This window comes from Clostridium disporicum (assembly GCF_001405015.1).
Taxonomy (GTDB): domain Bacteria; phylum Bacillota; class Clostridia; order Clostridiales; family Clostridiaceae; genus Clostridium; species Clostridium disporicum_B.
Genome location: NZ_CYZX01000008.1, coordinates 91,301 through 111,771 on the forward strand (window position 1 = coordinate 91,301; position 20,471 = coordinate 111,771).

Genomic DNA, 20,471 nt, shown 5'->3' on the forward strand with positions numbered 1-20,471 from the left:
AATAAAATAATACTAAATAAAAATCAAAGGAGTCATTTATGGATAAAAATAAAATGATAAAGAATACTAAAGACTTCGTAAAAGAAAAGCTATACGGTAAATGTAGTGGCCATGATTGGTTTCATATAGAAAGAGTTTATAATTTAGCTAAATTTATTGGTGAAAAGGAAAATGCTGACCTTTTTATAGTCGAAATGACTGCATTATTACATGATATTGATGATTGGAAATTTTCAGATGGTACTGAAACTAATACTACTGTTACAGAAAACTTTTTAAATTCTATAGATGTATCTAAAGATGATATAAATAAAATTATATCTATTATTAAAACTATGTCCTTTAAAGGTGGTGTAGTAGATTCTACTCAAATTTCTATTGAAGGTAAGGTCGTTCAAGATGCTGATAGACTAGATGCCATTGGTGCTATTGGAATAGCTAGAACTTTTGCTTATGGTGGTAGTAAAAGAAGACCTATTTATGACCCATCTGTAGCTCCAATCAACTTTGAAAGTTTAGAACAAGTTAAAAACCTAGAAAATCATACTGTAAATCATTTTTACGAAAAACTATTAAAGCTAAAAGACCTAATGAATACAAAAACAGCTAAAGAAATAGCTAAAAAAAGACATGAATTTATGGAAAGCTTTTTAGATGAGTTTTATTCTGAGTGGAATTTTCCTGGGAAATAATATTAGGCAATAATTGGTGCAGTTATTATAGTTAATAATATTCATAATAGCAAATTACTATTAAAACTTATATAAAAAACATTAAAAGTAGCCTTAGTTAATCGCTATAAATAACTAAAGCTACTTTTCACATCTATTTTAATTATATATTATTCTTACACTATTAATCATTATCTTTAGATATTATTACTCTCATATTTTCATCATATTTAATCCCTAATTCCTTAGATAGCTTATCATTTAACTTTGTAAGTTTATCATGATACTCTTTATACTCACTACTTAATATTTTCATGTTAGGTAAAAATATATCATAGTATCCACTGCTATTAAAAAATTCATTAAGTTGCTTTTTAAACTTATAAAAAGGATTCATAACTTTTAATAATGATTTATCATTTTGTTTTTCTATATTATCCAATAATTTTTGCTTATACTTTTCTAATTCTTCGCCTTCTGCATTTAGCATATTGTTTATTTCATTTCTTGTATCATCATTTATTTTCTTTGCTATTTCATCACTTATATTCTCATATCCAATTTGAATAAATCTAGGTATTTTTATTTCAGGAACATTATCTAAAAATTCAACAATATTAATCCATGCTTCATATTTATCAGGAGTATCTATAGGTTCATTTAAGTATGGTGCAAAATGATATGCTAAATATTTTCCCATTCCATCAGGAAAAGCTCTAATCAACTCTCTCTTAATAAATTCTCCATTATTTTTTTCACTTTCAATAATCTCATCATTTAATTGTTTTATTGAAATTCTATCGAAGTTATTTTCTATTATTTCTTCTAAATATCTCTTTTGCATTTTTATTTGAATTTCTTTATTTTGTTTATCTTTAATAATGTTATTAATTATATCTTTCTTATCTCTACTCTTTATTATTACCTTAATATCTTTAATGCTTATATCTAATTTTCTATACAAGGATATTTCATTTAATAAAGCTATATCCTCTTGTGAATAATTTCTATATCCATTATCGCTCTTTATAGGCTTTATTAATCCTTGTTTTTCATAATATTCAATTGCTTTCTTTGTTAAGCCTGTTAATTTACATACTTCATTTATTAACATATAACCACCTCTAATTTAGATGTTAATCTAATGCCCTAGGTATCAGTCAATAACAATTTATTACTTTTAAATTTTCATATTCTTTGGATACGGTTCTCAGTAACTATTGCAAGTACTAATAGTTTTACCATTTTATTCTTCTGTTTGTTTTCTACATAATTATGGTATAATTCTAAAGTACAATTTAAAAGTTGAATGTGGGCTACTGGTATCACTCACCTTTCTTGTGAAAGGAGGTGATACTAATGAGTAACGATGATTTAATGTTACTATTTACAGCAGGTATATTCTTAATAGCATTATTAACATTTATAGTGTTACTTATAGAAAAAATCTCAAAAAAATAGTAGCCCCATCTCGCAATTGGAAAGCTACTATTTTTTATCTAATAAAAACATAGTGATACCAGTTGCCTAAGCAACTAGAATTGTATATTTAGTAGAGTGTTGACGCACTCTACTTTTTTATTTTCTGAACTTCTTATTTATATTATATCAAATTTTTATAAAAAATAAACTTAAATATATTTAATAATAATATCTTTATAAAAATATGTTGTGGCAAAAAAGTGCTCCCCTATTTAAGAGTAGCACTTCTTTCTTAGTATACGCTAATCCTGCTCATAAGCCAATATATCTCCAGTATTAGCATCTACTTCATAACTATATTCTCTATTATTATAATAAAATTCTACTTCATATTTTTGAATCCCATAATCAAAATCTAATTCTGTCCTTTTGAAAGTAACTTGATTACTTGTTAAACCTGCATGTGATAATACAATTTGTTTTGCTTCTTCTACTGAAATCTTAGCTATGTTATTTACATTGCTTTGATTATTATTGTTTTGAATATAATCATACTCCATATCATAATCATATTGTATAATTTGTCCATTATATGCGTTAATTTCATAATCATATTCTTTACCATTACAATAAAACTCTATGTCGTATTTTTGAATTCCATCATCAAAATCCTTGTTTGCTTGAACAAATGTTACTTGATCACTACTTAATCCTGCATGTGATAACGCTATTTCTTTTGCTTTATCTAATGAAATATCACCTGTATTATTTACATTATTATTTTGTTTACTACTTTCACTGCTATCTTGTATACTAGATTCAGTGTTATTCCCATTACCGTTATTTGCTACACCTGAATTTGTACATCCTATTAAGCTAATACTAACTGTTACTATAATCGCTGCTAAACTTAATTTTTTCATTTTTTCTCCTTTTGTTAAATATAATTTATATCACTTGAAATATACACTTATTCTTGTATATTTATCTAATTCACTATCTATTTGAATTTTAGCATTATAATTATTTGCTATTCTATTTGCAATGGATAATCCAATTCCAAAAGAATTATTATTTACTCTAGATTTATCAATCTTGTAGAATCTCTTCATTACATTATTAATTTCATTCTCTGGAATTCCAATCCCATTATCCTTAACTTCTAATTTTAATTTACTAGCTTCTTTTTTTAATGTTATTTCAATTTCTATATTATCCTTATTGTTATATTTTATAGAATTATCAATAAATATAATTAATAATTGTTTTAAATCATTTGGGTCAATTTTCATATTTATATCTTCATCAGTATTAACGATATATTTTACATTTGGCTTTAAAACTCTATATTCTTCTATAACCTCATCAACTACTATTATCGGATTAATTTCTTCTAATTTATCTAAGTTTATTTCTGATTTTTCTGCTTTAGATAGTAATAACATATCATTTACTAATTTTTTTAATCTTTCAACTTCTTTTAAACATATATCCAATGATTTCTCTAAACGATCTTTATCATTCTTTCCCCATCTTTTAAGCATACTTAAGTGTCCATGAAGTGCTGTCAGCGGTGTTTTTAATTCATGTGATGCATCTGACACAAATCTACTTTGCTCATGAAATGCTTCTTCTAATTCATCCATCATTGAGTTAAAAACAATATTTACTTTATCAATCTCATCATTTAGTCCTGAAATCTCAGCTCTTTTATTGATACCATTTTCCTTTATTTCATTCATAGTTGTTGTAAGCCTTCTAAGTCTATTTATAAAATTCTTTGAAACGTAAATAGCTCCTATACCACTTAAAATCAATCCTAAAATTAATGTAAAAATTAAAATTGGAAAAGAGTTTTCAGTAAAATCCTTCAACATCTCATTTTCTCTAGCTATCTGTAATGTATATTCGGACCCTGCTATATTTATTGGGGCTGTTAGTACCATATATATATCAGAATCAAAAAATCTAGGTTTAATTGAAATATCTTTATTTAAATAATCAAATTTAATATTTTCCCATACTTCAGATAGAGATTCATAGTATATTTTGTTTGATGAATAAATCCTAATATATTCATCATCATTTGCTAAATGTTGTAAGTATTGATAAAAACTATTTTCTGATATTTGTACGTTTATATCTTGAGATAAACTAACTATCTCTTTATACCTATCTTTTAATAAATCTCTTTCATATTCATCTGTAAACATACCAAATGCAATTAGTTGACCAATTGTATATATAAATAAAATTAAACCAATTATAAAAAATGATTTTTTCATAAATTCTAAAAATATAGGTACCTTTTTAGTTTTCATTATTAGCTCCTCATAATATAACCAACTGATCTAACTGTTTGTATATATTGTTCCTTATTCTCATTATTTAACTTTGACCTTAAATATCTGATATATACATCTATAACATTAGTTTCTGGTTCATATCCATATCCCCATATTTTTTCTAATAGTTCTTCTCTAGTAACCACCTTATCCTTGTTATCTAGCAATATCATTAATAATTCATACTCTTTATTAGTTAAATTTATCTCATTACCATCTTTTTTAACAATTCTTGAACTTTTATTAATTGTGATGTCCTTAAATTTTATTATGTAATTATTTGAATTATCTTGCCTTCTAAATACTACTTCAATACGTGCAAGTAATTCTTCTATTGCAAATGGTTTTGCTATGTAATCATCCGCTCCTATTTGAAGACCATTAACCTTATCCATTACACTATCCTTTGCACTGAGCATTATTACCGTGGACTGTTTTTCTCTCTTTAATCTTCTACATATTTCAAAACCATTCATAGAAGGTAACATAACGTCTAATATTATAAGATCATATTCGTTTTTTAAAGCTTCTTCCAAACCTTCTCTACCATCTTCTTTAATGCAAACATTATATCCTTCATATTCTAATTCTCCTTTTACAAAGTCAGAAATATTTGCTTCATCTTCAACAATTAATATGTTTTTCACAGTGATTGCTCCTTATTTAATTCATATTTGAATTTTAATCATAATAGCTATCTAAATCTGTAATAACACCTAGGCTAGAATTTACATCAGCCTTTATCAGCATATTATTTTTATCTTTTATTTTAAATTCATATTCAAAACTAAAAGTATCTAAATCTAATCTTTTATTAACTCTTACTATTTCTCCTTGAACTGATTGAAGTACTATTGCTTTTGCTTCTTCAACTGTATAATTAATATTAGATTTTGCTATACTATAAACAGTTGCAAATGCTGCAATACCTAATCCAGCTATTATGGCTACTACTATTGATGCTCTTTTTATTAATTTTCTTTTATTTGTTTTTATTTTATCTCTTATTGTTTCTAAATATTTATTCATATTATCTTCTCCTTCTTGCTAATCTGTAATTGAATTATATAATACAAGCTAATATCTTTCATGAAGACAAAATTAGAGTAAAATTAAAATTTTTTAATCTTTTTACACAAAATATACACCAACTGTAATTATTAATATTAAGTGTAATTTCTTTTTCTAGTAATAAAAATATAAATTCAACTAACAAAACTCAAATTTTAAGTTTCTCCATTATATTTATTAAAAATTTCAAAAAAAATAGTAGTCTTTTCATATAAAAAGATTCTACTATTTCTATAACTTATTTATTAATACTACTATTTTTAATATTCACTTCTCTTTATTCTAAGATTTAATTTCTAATCGCTGACATTCACACATCAATTTTTCTATTAATTAATTCTAACTTCTCTTTTCTCTTTAACTGCTTTATCTCATATTCTCTTTTCATTGCATCTATCTTATCTTCAAACTCTTCATAATAAACAATATCTACAGGAAGTCTTGCTTTTGTATACTTTGCCCCTTTTCCACTTGAATGTGCTTTTAACCTTTTTTCTAGATTGTTTGTCCATCCCGTATATAAACTGTCATCATTACATCTTAATATATAAACATAATTCATATTAACTTACCTATCCATAATTCTTTCTATAAATATATTATAGCTTTTCTCATTTCTATTTAAAATAAAGAAAAAAGCCACAGATTTTCTCTGTGGCTTTTTCTAATAGTATATTTTATTACTATTATTTATTATACAAATGGCAAGCTATTTTATGTCCGTTTTTCATAATTTTTAATTCTGGTGCTTCCTTAGTACATATCTCCATACATTCTGGACAACGTGTATTAAACTTACATCCAACTGGTGGATTGGCTGGAGATGGAAGATCCCCTTCTAATATCGTTCTATCCATTTTAACATCTGGATCTGGTACTGGAACAGCACTTAGTAATGCTTTAGTATATGGATGCATTGGATTATCAAATAATTCATCCTTAGATGCCATTTCAACTAAATTTCCTAAGTACATTACACCTATTACATCAGAAATATATTTTATTACTGATAAATCATGTGATATAAACAGGTAAGAGATTCCTCTCTTAGCTTGAAGCTCTTTCATTAAATTTATTATTTGTGCTTGGATAGATACATCTAGTGCACTTACTGGTTCGTCAGCAATAATTAAACTTGGATTAAGAGCTAAAGCACGAGCAATACAAATACGTTGACGTTGTCCACCTGAGAATTCATGAGGATAACGGTCTATATGATACGGTCTTAAACCACAATCATCCATGATTTGTAATATATATTCTCTATATTTTTCTTTTGGAACTATCCCATGAGCTCTAACTGCCTCACCTATAATTTCTCCAACAGGCATACGAGGATCTAATGATGAGTATGGGTCTTGGAATATAATTTGAAGCTCTGGTCTTATTTTTTGAAGATCTCTCTTAGACATCTTAAATATATCTTTTCCATTTAATATTGCTTCTCCCTCTGTAGGCTCAGTTAATCTTAAAATTGTACGACCTATTGTAGTCTTACCACAACCTGATTCACCAACTAGTCCAAAAGTTTGTCCTCTTTTTATTTCAAAAGACACTCCATCAACTGATTTAACATGTCCAACAACATGTTGGAATACACCAGCTTTTATAGGAAAATGCTTCTTTAAATTTTTAACCTCTAAAATATTTTCGCTACTCATAATTACCTCCTTTGTTACTTATAAAGATGACAGCTTACTTTATGTGTTTTTGTTACGTCTTTAATAGGAGGATAATCTCCAAAACATTTATCCATACATTGATCACAACGATTCTTAAAATAGCAGTGATTTGGCATATTAATTGGATTTGGAACATTACCTGGAATAGAATATAATTTATCACTTCCTGTATTCATACTTGGTAAAGATTTTATTAATCCAATTGTATATGGATGCTTAGGGTCTTTAAATATTTCATGCACTGTTCCTTGTTCTATTACTCTACCTGCATACATAACAACAACGTAATCACACATACTTGCTACAACACCAAGGTCATGAGTAATAAGCATTATAGATGCATTTATTTTATCTTTTAAATCTCTAAGTAAATCTAATATTTGTGCTTGAATTGTAACATCAAGTGCTGTAGTAGGTTCATCAGCAATAATTAATTGTGGGTTACAAGATAATGCCATTGCAATTACAATTCTTTGCTTCATACCACCACTTAATTCGTGAGGATATCTCTTAACTATACCTTCTGGGTTAGCTATTCCTACTAATTTTAATAAATCTATTACCTTCTTTTCTACATCATCCTTTTTAAGTTTTGGTTCATGTAATATAAGAGGTTCTGCTAATTGATCTCCTATTGTAAACACTGGGTTTAAGCTTGTCATAGGCTCTTGGAAAATCATTGATATTTCATTTCCACGAAGCTTTTGCATTTCACTCAAAGGAAGCTTAGTAATATCTACAGCTTTTCCTGTATTTTTATTATTAAATCTTATTTCTCCACCAACGATTTGTCCTTGTGGTCCTTGTAATAATCTCATTATAGAAAGACTTGTTACTGATTTACCACAGCCTGATTCTCCTACAATCCCTACTGTTGCTCCTTTAGGAATACTAAAAGATACTCCATCAACAGCTTTTACAGTTCCAGAATCAGTGAAGAAGTGAGTTTGTAAATTATGAAACTCTAATATATTATTTTCATTACTCATATTAGTTGTATAATGAGATTCAGGAACGTTTTTTAGTTTCTTCTCTTTATTATACTTCTTATACATTTTTGAATTAAATTTCTTTATTTCTTTTAGTCTTGCTTTTTGCTCTTTTTTATAAGCCTTGCTTTTCATTTCCACTTCTTGTCACCTACCTCTTCATCTTTGGATCGAATGCATCACGTAGACCATCCCCGATAAAATTGAATGCCATAACAATGAATAGAATTAATAATCCTGGTGGTAACCAAATATTTAAGTAATTCTTCATTATTATAGAACTGTTAACTGCGTTAACCATGTTACCTAATGAAGCATATGGGAAGGCTAGTCCTACTCCTAAGAAACTTAATGCAGATTCTGATAAAATGAATCCTCCAAGATCCATGGTAGCCATTACAATGATTACTGGAGTTACATTTGGTATTAAATGCTTAAATATTTTACGTGTTGCACTAAGCCCACAAGCTTCTGCTGCCTGCATATAATCCATCTCACGAATAGATAATATTTGTCCACGAACCATTCTCGCAACACCTGACCAGTTAAACACACCCATTATCAGCATTAAGAAATAAATCTTCATTTGTGGTTTAACTCCGAAGGCAGACATTAGCGATGCTGTAACAAGCATAAGTGGGAAAAATGGTATACAATAGAATATATCTACTAATCTCATGATTATCATATCTATTTTTCCACCATAATATCCAGCTATTCCTCCTAATGTTACTCCTAACGCCATTTCAATTATTGTTACGACAATACTGAATATTAACGATATTCTTCCACCATACATAAGTCTTGTTAATACGTCACGTCCATCAGCATCAGTACCTAATGGATGTGCTGCTGACATAGGAGCCTTAACATTAACCCCTACGTTCTTTTCTTTAATCTTCTCTGTTTCTGTCATTCTTATTTCTTCACCAGTTGTTTGGTTTATATAAAATATTTCATACTCTCCATAAGGTGAGAATATAGGTCCTATAAATGAGAAAAGTGATATTGCTAAAATAATACATAATCCTAAAATAGCTAGCTTATTTCTAAAAAATCTTTTCATTATTAATTGACCTGGAGTTAGAATTATTTGATTTTGTTCGAAATTATCTTGCTCTTCTTGATTAGCTTGTGTCGTGTTCTTAATTTCTTCTGAAGTTAACATCAAAATCCCTCCTAATTATATCTAATTCTCGGATCAACTACTGCATATAAAATATCAGAAATAAGTGTTCCAAGTAATGTAAGTACAGCCATAAACATTAAATATCCCATTAAGAAAGGTAAATCCTTATTATTTACTGCATCAAGGGCTGCTTTTCCTAATCCAGGAATAGAGAATATTCCTTCTGATATAATAGCACCAGCAAAAAGACTAGGTATTGTTCCTCCAATGAATGTAACTATCGGAATTAAGGTATTTCTAAATCCATGTTTACCAATTACTTTTCTTTCTGATAATCCCTTAGCACGTGCAGTTCTTATATAATCTGCATTTAAAACTTCTAACATATTAGTTCTAACGTATCTTAACCAACTACCTACACCAGTTATAACGAATACTGTAATAGGCAGAATAAAATGATATCCTATATCTAAAGTTAATCTAAATCCTGTAAAGTTTTCTCTAGCGGTAACCATACCTGATAATGGAAGCCATCCTAACCCCATTGAAAAAGTTCTTTGAAGTACAGCAGCCAAGAAGAAACTTGGTAATGATATACCTGCTAAAGCAAGGAAAACTATAAGGTAATCTGTTTTTGTATATTGTCTTGTTGATGCAAATATTCCCAGGGGAATTGCTATACAGAGCTGCAGGACAAAAGCAATAGCTGCTAATGAAAATGATGTCCACATTCTGCTTGAAATTACTTCAGTAACAGGTTTTTGGAAAAGGAATGATGTACCAAAATCACCTTTTAAAGCATTTTTAATCCAGCTTACATATCCTTCAACAACTGTTCCATTTAAACCATATGATTCTCTTAATAATTCTTTTTGTTCAGCAGTTATAGTTGGGTTACCTGAAGTCATCTGCTCAACAAAGTCTCCTGGCATTAAACGTAATATCCCATAAATTAAAAAGGATACACCAAAAAGAACCCCAATACTAATTAATACACGACGTATAATATATTGCTTCATAATACACCTCTTTCGTTAATACTAAAATTATTACAAATACAAAATATTAACTACACATTAACAAATTTTACAATTATATTATTTGGTAATAAATAAATTACATTTAAAGTATTTAATGTAGTTAATTTATATATAGTATTTAATACCTATTACATACATTAATTAAATTTATATCTCATCATTTATACACTAGATAACTTAAATTTAATTTATTTATTGTAAGCCATATGTAGTAAAATATGAGGATGCTTACTTAAAACATCCTCATGACTAAATACTATAAAACTAATTTAATTCTAATAAGTGAATTTCATTTACATAGTTATAGTAAGTTGAAGTATTTTCTGGAATTGTATCCACATTAACTGTGTCAGGGTTGTAGATCCATAAGTTTTTACGTTGATAAACTGGCATATAAGTAGCCCAGCTCATGATCTTATCTAACTCTTTTGCAACTAATTCTTTTCTTTCTTCAAGGTCAAGTGTTTGCATTACTTGCTTTAATAAAGCATCTATTTCTGGATCTTGTACCCAAGTTCTATTAGAACCACCAGCTTTTGTGAATTCACTTCCGAATATTTGAGTTAAGTCACAGTCAGTTGAATTACCCCAAGCCATAACCCACATATCTATATCATCATTTTGTTGACGATTAGTTAATATTGAGAAGTCAAGGTCACTAATAATAAGTTCTGCTCCTAATTCTTCCATATCAGCTTTCATTTGAGTTAAGATTGGTGTAGATGGATGTGATGAAGCACTACCGATACCAACTTCAACAGAAAGTTGTTTTCCATCCTTAACTAGTTTTCCATTTACTTGTTCATATCCAGCTTCTTTAAAGCACTCTAAAGCTTTTTCTTTATCATATCCCCAGTATTCTTTTGCATCTGTTGGATATTCAGCTAGTGTTGGAGTCATTGGTCTTTCAATAACTTCTGCTAATTCACCGTAGTAAGTAGCAATAGCTTGTTCTCTTGTCATTAAATGCATTAATCCTTCACGAACCTTTAAGTCTGGAACTCTCTTTGCAGATATAGCTATATATCCGTATCCAGGGTAACCAATTAAAGAGTATGCTATTTCGTTAGCTTCTAATTCTTCCATTATTTCTAAAGAAGCACTTGGATCAGTTATATCGATATCTCCAGATATAACAGCATTTACTTTTTGTTCCTCATCAACTACTTGATACTTTATATTTTCTATCTTAGGAGTACCTAAGAAGTAATCATCAAATCTTGTAACAGATACAACGTTGTTATTATATCCTACCCATTTGAATGGACCTGAACCCATTGGAGCATCATTCTTAGATTTTACTCCTGATAAATCACCTTTAGTAAATCCTTCCCCATAGTAATGTTCTGGAGTTAAAGGTTGTAAAGCTAATTGACGGTCCCCACTTATATTGATTCCGTTAACTAATACAGTACAAGTTAAATCATCAACTTTTTCTATACCTGTTATTGTTTCTACATCAATACCATCTGCAAGTCCTTCATTTATATAATCTTCAGATAACTTGCTTGTCCACCAAGTAACTGCATCGTATCCATCTGCATATTTTTCATATTCACATTTAGCTAATAACTTTAAGAACTCATCGCTGTTTGATGCAACGCTTGCAGCATCATATCCTTCATCAGTTAAGTATTGAACGAAAGTTCTTCCATCTCCTACATCTCCATTTGGATCTCCTGCGTACCATCCTTCACAGTTTGATTCAACTAAGTATTGAATAAATCCATCTTCAGTTCCAGCTGTTTCTTCAGCCTTCGCTTCTATTTCTGCTACTTTTGATGAATAGTTAGCATCATCATAGTAGTACTCTTTCATACCAACTATATCTAATGAGTTAACGAATGAAGCCATACCATCATATGTTGGATCTGCATATACATAGTAAGCGAATATTAAGTCATCAATAGTTACCGGTTCACCATCATGGAATGTCATTCCTTCTTTTAATTTGATAGTGTAAAGTGTTTGAACGCTTCCATCTTCAGCTTTAACTTCTTCACTTGTAATGCTTCCACCTTTTTCTACTAATTCGTTGTTTTCATTAGTTTCACAAACACTAGTGAAAATTGTTTCAAACGCTTGAGCATCATAAGCTGTATTATAGAAGAATGGATTAAATACCCCATTAAATGATTGAGTACCAATAACTAATGTATTGTTACTGCTATTGCCACCGTTGCTGCTGTCCCCATTATTGTCTGTTGCTTTATTACCACAGCCTGCTACTGATAAAAGCATAGTAGCTGATAATAATGCTGCAAGTAATCTTCTTTTCATATTGTTTTACCCCCTTTTTAATTCTTACAATTTATATATTTTATATAATTTTCCATAACATATTTTCTATATTATAGCAATTATAATCTTTTATAGTATTATATAATAATTTTATAACATTTTTACTAACATTACAATTTATTACATATTGATGTATTGGTAAAATTCTACCATAATCATTTTATTAAGTCAATCGTGATTTTAATATTTTTCTAATAATTAAATAGATTGTTTTTTTCTAATTTATTATTAATTTCTATGTTTTAATTGCATTTTGATTTATTATGATGTTTTTTGTAACTTTATATTAATTTACATTACTTTTAATTATTTATTTATTAACAGTTATGTTATAATCTTATAAGACTTATTTCTTAAAGGAGATGTTTACAAATGAATAGTAAGTTCTATTTACATCAAGGTAAAAATAAAAAGGCTGAACAAGGCCGTCCTTGGATATATATAGATGAGATAAATGAATATGATGGTGATTACGAAAATGGTGATATAGTTGAAGTTTATAACCACAAAAATTATTTCATTGGAAAAGGCTACATAAATGATAAGAGTAAAATAACTATAAGAATAATGACAAGAGATATAAATGAAGAAATCGACGAAGAGTTCTTTAAGAGAAGATTTGCAGCTGCTTGGGATTATAGAAAAACTGTAATAGATACATCTTCTTGTAGATTTATTTTCGGAGAAGCTGATTTCTTACCAGGATTAACAGTTGATAAATTTGGAGATTATTATGTAATTCAAATCTCAACTTTAGGTATGGATAAATATAGAGATATTATAGTTAAGATTTTAGTTGAAGAGTATGGCGCTAAAGGCGTATACGAAAGAAGTGACATTAAAACTAGAGAGATAGAAGGTTTAGAGCAAACAAAAGGCTTCTTAACTGAACCTTTTGATACTAATGTTGAAATAATTGAAAATGGAGTTAAGTACATAGTTGATTTAGAAAATGGTCAAAAAACTGGTTTCTTCCTTGATCAGAAAGAGAACAGAGCTGCTATGCATAGAATTTGTAAAGGCAGAGATGTTTTAGACTGCTTCACTCATACTGGTTCATTTGCATTAAACGCAGGTATCGCAGGAGCAAAATCAGTTTTAGGAATCGACGTATCTCAACATGCTATAGATTGTGCAAGAAGAAATGCTGAACTTAATAATCTTCAAGATACAGTTAAATTTGAATGTCATAATGCTTTTGATGTTCTTGGTGATTGGTCAAGAGAAGGAAGACAATTTGATGTTGTTATCTTAGATCCCCCAGCCTTCACTAAATCTAGAAATACAGTTAATGCTGCAATAAGAGGTTATAAGGAGATTAACCTTAGAGGACTAAAAATGGTTAAACCAGGTGGATACTTCGCTACATGCTCTTGCTCTCACTATATGAGTGAAGAACAACTTAAAAAGACAGTTCTAGAAGCTGCTCACGATGCTAGAAGAACTTTAAGACAAATAGAGGTAAGAACTCAAAGTTCAGATCATCCAATCCTTTGGAATTCAGATGAATCATACTACTTAAAATTCTTCATCTTCCAAGTAGTTTAATCAATTAAGCATAAATAATTAAAAAATAAAGCCAGCAAAGCTGGCTTCATTTTTTTATAAACTAATTTCATCATTAATCATTAATTTTTAATTCTTACTTATTAATTAAAGTTATCTATGTTAATAAGTAACATTTCAATATTTTATATTTTTTTCTTCGTAATTTAAATTATCATAAATATTTCTTATAATTTCTGAAATATCTTCATTTGACTCGTAACATCTATTATCTATATTTATTAAATTTCCTTTAACTTCTATAGTATGATTAACCTCTCCAGTTGTTTGTATTAAAAAATCCCACTCTGATATTCCTTGGTCAATTACTTCAAATTTATATAATTTATTAATTGACTCTATAATATTATTAATATCTTCTTCTTTATTAACAAATTTAAATTTTGCCTCCCCAGATAGTGACTTAATAGTTAATTCTTTTACCTCATTTTGATTAATAATAAAATCTTCACTATTTTCTAAACTATAATTTGATATTTCTGGTTCAGGTATACTACTCCTTTGAACACTATCTGATTGCATATCCATAGTAGTACTCTCATTTATTGTTAAACTACCATTAAATACTGTATATCTTAATCCAACAAAAAATACTAACGCAAAACAAGCTACCATAGATATTATTTTTCTATTCTTATACCACTTTTCTTTTTTATTATCTTCTAAACACTTTAAAGTTTCTTCTATTTTGAGATTAAAAGATTCTGGTAAAGTGAATTCATTATTTTCATCTTCAGTTTTTTTCTTTAAAAACTCATCAAACTTATCCATGAAGATCCTCCCTTAAAATATTATATAACTTCTCTTTCGCTCTCGATAATCTCGACTTTACTGTACCTTCTTTTATCCCTAAAGCATTTGCTATATCTTTATATTTCATATCTTCAAAATAAAATAATATAGTTGTAGTTCTCAAGTCCTCATCCAATGAATTTATAGCATTATACAATGTTAAATCCTTATATTTATCATTAACTTGTACATTAATAAAATGTTCATTTTCAACACTTATCTCTTTACTTCTCTTTTTATAAATAGTATTGCTTTCATTTATTACTATTCTTATAAGCCAAGTCTTAAATAAACTCTCATCTTTTAAGGATTTTATATTTTTATATGCTTTTAGTATTGCTTCAGAAACAGCATCTTCCACATCTTCTTCTTTACTTAATATAGATTTTGCTACTCTATACATTGACATTTTATTTATTCTGATTAGATTACAAAAAGCATCTTTATCACCATTTTTTGCTCTTCTTACTTCTATGCTCACAACTTTATTATTCTGAGTCTCCATTGAAGCTTCCACATAATCCGCTCCCTTCAAAAATTAGACTTTTAACATCTTTAATTTGTTCCCTTAAATGTTATTTTAAATTAAAAAAGAGTGCTATGCACTCTTTATTTGTAAAAATAAAACATTCTTACTTTTCTATATAATTTTTCCCTTGATAAATATCATTATCTTCTAATGCTTTATCTATAGAATTTAAAACTTCCCACTTCTTTAAACTCCACATTGGTCCAATTAAACTTTCTCTTGGAGCATCTCCTGTTAGTCTATGTACGACCATTTCTTGTGGTAACATAGCTATTCCTTTACATATTAAATCAATATAGTCTTCTTGACTTAATAATTGTAATTCTCCGCTCTCATATTGTTTAACCATTTGTGTTCCTTTCATTAAATGAAGTAAATGGAACTTTATTCCTTGAGCTCCTGAATGAGCTACATAATCAACAGTCTTTAGCATGTCTTCTTTAGTCTCACCTGGTAATCCAAAAATAGTATGTACTACAACTTCGATATTTCTATCCTGAAGTTTCTTTATTCCTTCTTTAAAAACTTCAAAATCATATCCTCTATTAAAGTTTCTTGCACTTTCATCATTAACAGTTTGAAGCCCAAGCTCTACCCAAAGATATGTTTTCTTACTTATCTCTTCAAGTAAATCTACTACATCATCATCTAAACAGTCAGGTCTTGTTGCTATAGATAATGCTACTACATTTTCTTGGCTTATTGCTTCTTCATACTTTTGACGTAACTCTTCTACTGGAGCATAAGTATTAGTATAGGCTTGAAAGTAAGCAATATACTTTCCATCTTTCCACTTTTTCTCCATCATCTTTTTTCTATCAGCAAACTGTTCATTAATAGATAATATTCTACTACCAGCATAGTCACCTGAACCTCTAGCACTACAGAATGTACATCCTCCCTTAGCTACTTTCCCATCTCTATTAGGACAAGTAAATCCACCGTCTAATGATATTTTATATATTTTCTCATTAAATTTATTTCTTAGGAAATAATTTAAGCTATGATATCTCTTACCATTCCATTCTTTTCTCATATATAACTCCTATTTTAATGATATTAAAAGGAAATCAGCTAAATACTGATTCCCTTTTAATTAATTTTATTATTAACTATTTTAAAACACTCATCTATTAATTACAACTTATTAATTTCCAAGTTTTCTAAATCTAAAATATATTCCCCACTTAGAGCTTCTTGTTGTCCTTCAGAAGTCGTTACTTTAAATTTAAAAACATCTTCTTCAAACTTTCCATTAGAAATATTATATTTTTCTTCTGGGAACATAGTATCTAACTCAGTTTGAATTAATTCTCCATTATCGCTTTTATATAGTCTAACTCTTTCTTTATTATACTTATTGTTATAGTTTACTTGTAAGATATCCTCTTCTTCTGAAAAAACAAATTTTGTTACTTCGCTATCCTTCAATAAATCTATAGTAACTAACTTTTGTGCAATAGGTTTTTCTAAAGCGTCCTCTAATACATCAATATTTTCAGTACCTAAACTTGCTCCTGAATTACCACCTTCATTTCCTGGTTGAGCACTAGTCATTAATGCTTCATCTATGTACGCTATACATATATATGAATCTTTATTATCGGTTGTTGTTATTGCAATTCTTTTTCCTGTAAAACTTAAACAAACCTTTCCAAATGACTGCTTAGGAACTATATCTTTGTAAAGCATTATCTTATTATCTTTTAAGTATGTATCTTTAGGTAAATTGCTTAAACTAATAATTAAACTACTCTTGCCACCTTCTTCTCCTATTACACGTAACCCATTACCCTTTGTATAAATTTCTTTTTCTGATTTAGATTTTATTTCATCAATCTTATATTCGTTATGTTGTTTTTTTATTTTAAAAGTAATATTCTCTAAATCGCTTTTAGGTTCAACATCTGAACTTCTTACTATATTATAAATAAAATACGCATAATTACTACCTTCTATAGATTCATCAGATTTAAAAGAAATAATTTTTGAAATGCCTTCTCCTGTGTTTTTATTAGAACTTACTAACTCTTCTGAAAGCAAATTATTTGCAGCATCAAAATTTCCTGAAATAACATTATTCAAATAATCTTTTACTATATTATTTGCTTTTTGCATATCAAATAAGTTAATAGCTACATCATCTTTATCTTCTACTTTAGAACATCCAGTTAAAATTGATATTGTTAGCATTATAATTACAATTAGTGATTTATTTATTTTCAATTTGATAACCACCTTTAATATTATTCTTTCTAAAACTAGTTATATAATTTTATTTTTTCTATAAAATTCTCTCTTATTCATAAATAAAGAATAAAACTAATGTAAAACTTATATATTTTATATTAGGAATATATTGGAGGGATGTAATTGAAAAAAGATTTAACTAAAATTTTTCAGATAGCTGTAGTATTTATAGGGACTATTGTTGGAGCTGGGCTTGCTTCTGGTAAAGAAATAACTCAGTTCTTTACATCATATGGATTAAGTAGCTTTATTGGCATAATATGTTGTGGTATTTTTTATATCATAATGGGCTCTATTATTTGTAAAATAGGAATAGCTTATAAACTTAATTCTTATACTGACGTATTAAAAGTAATTAGTCCAAATTTATTAGGAAAGATAACTGGAATAATAACTACTGTTTACTTGCTTTCTAGCGCATCTATAATTTTAGCTGGAAGTGGGGCTTTAATTAATCAATTTTTTGGTATACCTAAAATTGTCGGAACTTTAATTATGCTTGGAGTAGCATCTATATTTTTGTTAAGAGATACAAACGGTTTAATTGAAGTAAATTCTTTTATTGTTCCATCACTTATAACAACTATTTCTGTAATCTTCATACTTTATTGCCTATTCTCTAATGATACACTTAGTTTTGAATTTATTAATAGTTTTGAACCTCAAAAAAGCGGAATTGTTTTATCTACTATCCTTTATGCTGGATACAATGTTCTATGTTGCTCTGGAGTTCTAGTTCCTTTAAGTAATGAAGTAAAAAAACCTAAGATTATGACTTATGGAGTTATTTTCGGTGCATTAGGTTTAACAGTTCTTTCTTGTATAATTAACTTATTATTATTTATAAATCAACCATATATATATCAATACGAAATACCTCTATTATTAGTAGCTCAAAGATTTGGTAATATAATTCAAGCTATATTGCTAATAATAATCTGGTTAGAAATGTTCTCTACAGAAGTTTCTGATGTTTACTCTATAAGTAAAAGTTTAGAACAAACTTTTAATATAAAATTTAAACATGGTATTTTCTTAGTACTTGCAGTAGCACTACCTATATCACAAATAGGATTTAGTAATTTAATATCTATACTTTACCCTCTATTTGGGATATTAAGCTTAATATTTATCTCTCAATGCATTTACTTTTACATTAAACATAAAAAAGAACTTAACTGTTAATCATGTTAACAGTTAAATATTTATTTGAATACACTTATAAAAAATATGCCTACGGCACAATTTCTCTGCCGTGGGCATATTTCTTTTCATATAAGATAAACACTTCTCTGTACAAGCCACTCTTATCTTCACTTAGTAACTAAATTAGTCTTCAAAATAAGTTAAGCTAGGTATATTCTTGTTATTCATTATATCAAATGATACTGGTGGTATAAATGTTCTCTTAACTGATCCTCTTAATTCTGCTATTCTTGTTACTCCAACATATACGTCTGATATCTTATACCATGTTGCATAATCGACTATCCCTGTCTGTGGTAGATTAAATATGCTTTGAAATACCTTTACTGATTCTTTGGTTGAATCTCCATAGACTCCATCAACAGCGACCTTAGGTATAAGCGGATAATTCTGTGCTATTCTATTTAACTGCTCTTGTATAGTTTGAACCTCTGGTCCACTTGATCCTACAGTTAAATCATAACCAGGATAAGATTTAGGTGAACCTTCAACAACTTCAGCTGTTACAAGTTCTATATCATCTCCATAAAAATGAGTTAGTATATCATATGGTGTCTTTCCTTGATCACCAAGATATTTACTTCCCCATTGAGTCATCCATCCAGGACATTGAACGTTTTTACCATCACAATATTGAGTTAATAAAGGTTGCTTTCTTCCATATCTCCTAATATAACTTGAAAATATATCATCGACTATAACACTTATGCTGTCATATAAATTTCTACCATAATTAAATGCATGGTCATATGCAGTAGAATTAGTTATGTCATAATTTTTTCCTTTTCCCCTATACCATTCTGTATATATTCTATTAAGAGTAAAAGATATTATTGCATATACATTAGCTCTTATTGTACTTTCAGGCCAAGTAGAATAAATTTCACAAGAAGCTACATTTTTAATGTAATCTTTATAAGGAACTTTGTAATTAGGTGCAGAATCATTATTTGGGCTTCCATCATGAACTGTTATATATTCAGGTACTACTGGTTTTGGAAGTACAACCCCACTTGTTGGTGGTGGTAATGGTTTATCTACTTCTTCTGGTATCTTTGATGGATAATTACCGTTTAAGGTATTTGGGGCTATATTTATAATATCAGCTCTTGTCTTTCTACTGATAATATCGCTAGCCGAAATTAAATAACAAGGTTGAATTGCAAGAGATTGAGAAAAGATTTGAATTCCATTTACTGTTAAATCTTGAAATCCAGCTCTCTCAATTCTTAAATCATATAAACTGTATGGTGTTGGTCTTGATGGCTCCTGAGAATATGCAAATGGAGGAGCATCTAATTCTATTATTTCAGTTTCTCCTGATGAATTTGTGACAAGATTTACTTCTTTACTTTCCCCTTCTTGACCTGCTGATGGCTTCAATATAGCTTTACTCCCATCTACTGGGATATAGGTATCATTTACGTAACATTGTATCTTTAATCTTCCCTTTTCAGCCATAATTTCTCCTTAATATA

The 20,471-nt window shown here is 28.4% G+C and carries 20 protein-coding genes; 4 read left to right on the plus strand and 16 right to left on the minus strand.

Annotated features, from left to right (window positions below; genetic code table 11):
• Nucleotides 1-38: 38 nt before the first annotated feature.
• Nucleotides 39-692, plus strand: a complete 654-nt coding sequence (locus tag ARA56_RS07005) for an HD domain-containing protein (RefSeq protein ID WP_055265140.1) — start codon at nt 39-41, stop codon at nt 690-692.
• 163 nt (nt 693-855) lie between these two features.
• On the opposite strand, the gene ARA56_RS07010 is transcribed toward ARA56_RS07005, so the two are convergent.
• The gene (locus ARA56_RS07010) at nt 856-1,785 is read right to left on the minus strand and encodes a MerR family transcriptional regulator (protein WP_055265142.1); all 930 of its coding nucleotides are present in this window, start codon (nt 1,783-1,785) and stop codon (nt 856-858) included.
• A gap of 245 nt (nt 1,786-2,030) precedes the next feature.
• Here ARA56_RS07010 and ARA56_RS07015 point away from each other — a divergent pair, with 245 nt between their 5' ends.
• On the plus strand, nt 2,031-2,132 hold the full coding sequence (locus ARA56_RS07015) for a putative holin-like toxin (protein ID WP_041081648.1): 102 nt from the start codon (nt 2,031-2,033) through the stop codon (nt 2,130-2,132).
• A 263-nt stretch (nt 2,133-2,395) separates the two neighbouring features.
• Here the strand turns inward: ARA56_RS07015 and ARA56_RS07020 are convergent, their stop codons facing one another.
• From ARA56_RS07020 to ARA56_RS07065, 10 genes are all read right to left on the minus strand, one after another.
• Entirely contained in the window at nt 2,396-3,016 is a 621-nt protein-coding gene (locus ARA56_RS07020) for a PepSY domain-containing protein (RefSeq protein WP_055265144.1), read from the minus strand.
• A gap of 30 nt (nt 3,017-3,046) precedes the next feature.
• Entirely contained in the window at nt 3,047-4,414 is a 1,368-nt protein-coding gene (locus ARA56_RS07025; RefSeq protein ID WP_055265146.1) for a sensor histidine kinase, read from the minus strand.
• A gap of 2 nt (nt 4,415-4,416) precedes the next feature.
• Nucleotides 4,417-5,085 (minus strand): response regulator transcription factor, encoded by a 669-nt coding sequence (locus ARA56_RS07030; protein ID WP_055265148.1) that lies wholly within the window; start codon nt 5,083-5,085, stop codon nt 4,417-4,419.
• A gap of 34 nt (nt 5,086-5,119) precedes the next feature.
• Entirely contained in the window at nt 5,120-5,467 is a 348-nt protein-coding gene (locus ARA56_RS07035) for a PepSY domain-containing protein (RefSeq protein WP_055265150.1), read from the minus strand.
• A 352-nt stretch (nt 5,468-5,819) separates the two neighbouring features.
• Nucleotides 5,820-6,071: a GIY-YIG nuclease family protein gene (locus ARA56_RS07040; RefSeq protein ID WP_055265152.1), complete on the minus strand. Its 252-nt coding sequence runs from the start codon at nt 6,069-6,071 to the stop codon at nt 5,820-5,822.
• Between the two features lie 124 nt (nt 6,072-6,195).
• Nucleotides 6,196-7,170 carry an ABC transporter ATP-binding protein gene (locus ARA56_RS07045; RefSeq protein ID WP_055265154.1) on the minus strand — a complete coding sequence of 325 codons (975 nt, stop codon included), beginning with the start codon at nt 7,168-7,170 and terminating at the stop codon, nt 6,196-6,198.
• Nucleotides 7,171-7,184: 14 nt separating this feature from the next.
• Nucleotides 7,185-8,180, minus strand: coding sequence for an ABC transporter ATP-binding protein (locus tag ARA56_RS07050; protein ID WP_341380325.1), 996 nt, complete (start codon nt 8,178-8,180; stop codon nt 7,185-7,187).
• A gap of 151 nt (nt 8,181-8,331) precedes the next feature.
• Nucleotides 8,332-9,348, minus strand: coding sequence for an ABC transporter permease (locus ARA56_RS07055; RefSeq protein ID WP_055265156.1), 1,017 nt, complete (start codon nt 9,346-9,348; stop codon nt 8,332-8,334).
• Between the two features lie 11 nt (nt 9,349-9,359).
• Entirely contained in the window at nt 9,360-10,328 is a 969-nt protein-coding gene (locus tag ARA56_RS07060; protein ID WP_055265158.1) for an ABC transporter permease, read from the minus strand.
• A 285-nt stretch (nt 10,329-10,613) separates the two neighbouring features.
• A complete protein-coding gene (locus tag ARA56_RS07065) occupies nt 10,614-12,629 on the minus strand; it encodes an ABC transporter substrate-binding protein (RefSeq protein WP_055265161.1) in 2,016 nt (671 codons plus the stop codon).
• A 393-nt stretch (nt 12,630-13,022) separates the two neighbouring features.
• On the opposite strand from ARA56_RS07065, the gene ARA56_RS07070 reads away from it, so the two are divergent.
• Nucleotides 13,023-14,198, plus strand: a complete 1,176-nt coding sequence (locus tag ARA56_RS07070) for a class I SAM-dependent rRNA methyltransferase (RefSeq protein WP_055265163.1) — start codon at nt 13,023-13,025, stop codon at nt 14,196-14,198.
• Nucleotides 14,199-14,333: 135 nt separating this feature from the next.
• On the opposite strand, the gene ARA56_RS07075 is transcribed toward ARA56_RS07070, so the two are convergent.
• From ARA56_RS07075 to ARA56_RS07090, 4 genes are all read right to left on the minus strand, one after another.
• Nucleotides 14,334-14,987 (minus strand): hypothetical protein, encoded by a 654-nt coding sequence (locus ARA56_RS07075; protein ID WP_055265165.1) that lies wholly within the window; start codon nt 14,985-14,987, stop codon nt 14,334-14,336.
• Nucleotides 14,980-15,513, minus strand: coding sequence for an RNA polymerase sigma factor (locus ARA56_RS07080; RefSeq protein ID WP_055265238.1), 534 nt, complete (start codon nt 15,511-15,513; stop codon nt 14,980-14,982). The genes ARA56_RS07075 and ARA56_RS07080 overlap by 8 nt, the downstream gene beginning before the upstream one ends.
• Nucleotides 15,514-15,640: 127 nt before the next feature.
• Complete coding sequence (gene mnmL, locus ARA56_RS07085; protein ID WP_055265167.1) at nt 15,641-16,573, minus strand: tRNA modification radical SAM protein MnmL/YtqA; 933 nt, start codon at nt 16,571-16,573, stop codon at nt 15,641-15,643.
• Between the two features lie 101 nt (nt 16,574-16,674).
• Nucleotides 16,675-17,763, minus strand: a complete 1,089-nt coding sequence (locus ARA56_RS07090) for a hypothetical protein (protein WP_055265169.1) — start codon at nt 17,761-17,763, stop codon at nt 16,675-16,677.
• A 147-nt stretch (nt 17,764-17,910) separates the two neighbouring features.
• Between ARA56_RS07090 and ARA56_RS07095 the strand changes: the two genes are divergently transcribed.
• Nucleotides 17,911-18,972 carry a YkvI family membrane protein gene (locus ARA56_RS07095; protein WP_055265170.1) on the plus strand — a complete coding sequence of 354 codons (1,062 nt, stop codon included), beginning with the start codon at nt 17,911-17,913 and terminating at the stop codon, nt 18,970-18,972.
• 144 nt (nt 18,973-19,116) lie between these two features.
• Here the strand turns inward: ARA56_RS07095 and ARA56_RS07100 are convergent, their stop codons facing one another.
• A complete protein-coding gene (locus ARA56_RS07100; RefSeq protein ID WP_055265172.1) occupies nt 19,117-20,454 on the minus strand; it encodes a peptidoglycan-binding protein in 1,338 nt (445 codons plus the stop codon).
• Between the last annotated feature and the right edge of the window lie 17 nt (nt 20,455-20,471).